This window comes from Streptomyces griseorubiginosus, from assembly GCF_017614965.1.
Taxonomy (GTDB): domain Bacteria; phylum Actinomycetota; class Actinomycetes; order Streptomycetales; family Streptomycetaceae; genus Streptomyces; species Streptomyces griseorubiginosus_B.
On the sequence record NZ_WVUG01000575.1, the window covers coordinates 1 to 2193 of the forward strand.

Here is a 2193-nt window from a genome sequence, read left to right on the forward strand (position 1 = left end):
GGGTGGCGGGGGCAACGGTGGTGGTGGCGGGGTCATCGTCAACAACGCCTCCGTCGTCGGCTGGCGCGCCCAGGCCGGACAGGCCCACTACGCCGCCGCCAAGGCCGGTGTGATGGCGCTGACCCGGTGCGCTGCGCTGGAGGCGGCCGCGTACGGGGTGCGGGTCAACGCCGTCTCGCCGAGCCTCGCCATGCACCCGCACCTGGTGAAGGTGACGACCCCCGAGCTGCTGGAGGAACTGACCGCGCGCGAGGCCTTCGGCCGGTACGCGGAGCCCTGGGAGGTGGCCAACGTGATCGTCTTCCTGGCGTCCGGCTACTCCTCGTACATGACGGGAGAGGTCGTCTCCGTCAGCAGCCAGCACGCCTAGGACGAGAATGTATCCGTGCCGACCAAGAAGAAGCCCCAGGTGACCGCCGCGCCCGCCCGGCGCCGCGAACTCCTCGAGACCGCCGCCGAGGTCTTCGCCGAGCAGGGCTACAACGCCACCACCGTACGCAAGATCGCCGACCACGCGGGCATGCTCGCGGGCAGCCTCTACTACCACTTCGACTCCAAGGAATCGATGCTGGAGGAGATCCTGCGCACCTTCCTCGACGAGCTGTGGAGCGGCTACGACACCGTCCTGGACGCCGAGTTGGACCCGCGCGAGACCCTGGAGGCCCTGGTCACCGAGTCGTTCCGGGAGATCGACCGGCACCGCGCCGCCGTCGCGATCTACCAGAAGGAGAGCAGGCAGCTGGTGGCGCAGGAGCGGTTCGCGTTCCTCGCCGAGTCGCAGCGCAAGTTCGAGAAGGCGTGGCTGTCCACGCTGGAGCGCGGGGTCGCCGCCCGGGTCTTCCGGGCCGACCTCGACGTCCGTCTCACCTACCGGTTCGTGCGCGACACCGTGTGGGTGGCCGCGTCCTGGTACCGGCCCGGCGGACAGCACAGCCCGGAGGAGATCGCCCGGCAGTACCTGTCGATGGTGCTGGACGGGATCGCCGTACGAACGTGACCCATTGGGGAGTCGCCATGGCCGAGGCCTACATCGTCGAAGCGGTCCGAACGCCCGTGGGGCGGCGGGGAGGTGGGCTGAGCGGGGTCCATCCGGCCGACCTGGGCGCGCATGTGCTGAAGGAACTGGTCGAGCGCGCGGGCGTCGATCCTGCCGCCGTCGAGGACGTCGTCTTCGGCTGTCTGGACGCGGTGGGACCGCAGGCCGGGGACATCGCACGCACCTGCTGGCTGGCGGCCGGACTGCCCGAGGAGGTGCCCGGCGTGACGATCGACCGGCAGTGCGGCTCCTCGCAGCAGGCCGTGCACTTCGCGGCGCAGGGGGTGCTGTCCGGCACGCAGGACCTGGTGGTCGCGGGCGGTGTGCAGAACATGTCGCAGATCCCGATCGCCTTCGCCACCCGCCAGGCCGCCGAGCCGCTGGGCTTCACGGCCGGACCCTTCGCGGGCAGCGAGGGCTGGCGGGCCCGGTACGGGGACCAGCCCGTCAACCAGTTCGTGGGCGCCGAGATGATCGCCGCGAAGTGGGGGATCAGCCGGGAGGACCAGGAGGAGTTCGCGTTGCGGTCGCACCGGCGGGCGCTGCGGGCCATCGACGAGGGCCGGTTCGAGCGGGAGATCGTGGCCCTCGGCGAGGTCGCGGTGGACGAGGGGCCGCGCCGGGACACCTCGCTGGAGAAGATGGCCGGGCTGAAGCCGGTCCTCGACGGCGGCACCGTCACCGCCGCCTGCTCCTCCCAGGTCTCCGACGGGGCGGCGGCGATGCTGCTGGCCTCGGAGCGGGCGGTGCGCGAGCACGGGCTGCGGCCCCGCGCCCGCGTCCACCACCTCTCCGTACGCGGCGAGGACCCCATCCGCATGCTCTCCGCCCCCATCCCGGCCACCGCCCACGCCCTGAAGAAGACCGGCCTCACCATCGACGACATCGACCTCGTCGAGATCAACGAGGCCTTCGCCCCGGTCGTCCTCGCCTGGCTCAAGGAGACCGGCGCCGACCCCGAGAGGGTCAACGTCAACGGCGGCGCGATCGCCCTCGGCCACCCCCTCGGCGCGACCGGCGTCAAACTCATGACGACCCTGCTGCACGAACTGGAGCGCACGGCCGGCCGCTTCGGCCTCCAGACGATGTGCGAGGGCGGCGGCCAGGCGAACGTGACGATCATCGAGAGGGTCTGAGGACGGTAGGGGGAGTGGGGA

General features: G+C 71.5%; 3 protein-coding genes. All 3 read left to right on the forward strand.

The genetic code is table 11. The features are described from left to right. Positions 1–370 (forward strand): SDR family oxidoreductase (locus tag GRC12_RS43785; protein WP_208785997.1); only part of this gene is annotated, 370 nt, incomplete at its 5' end. A gap of 15 nt (positions 371–385) precedes the next feature. Next, a complete protein-coding gene (locus GRC12_RS43790) occupies positions 386–997 on the forward strand; it encodes a TetR/AcrR family transcriptional regulator (RefSeq protein ID WP_133042783.1) in 612 nt (203 codons plus the stop codon). 17 nt (positions 998–1014) lie between these two features. Continuing rightward, positions 1015–2172, forward strand: coding sequence for an acetyl-CoA C-acetyltransferase (locus GRC12_RS43795; RefSeq protein WP_208785998.1), 1158 nt, complete (start codon positions 1015–1017; stop codon positions 2170–2172). The last annotated feature ends 21 nt before the right edge of the window (positions 2173–2193 follow it).

Bases quoted from the DNA above. Each gene is read 5' to 3' on its own strand.
- GRC12_RS43795 (WP_208785998.1), top strand. From the start codon at position 1,015: ATGGCCGAGGCCTACATCGTCGAAGCGGTCCGAACGCCCGTGGGGCGG.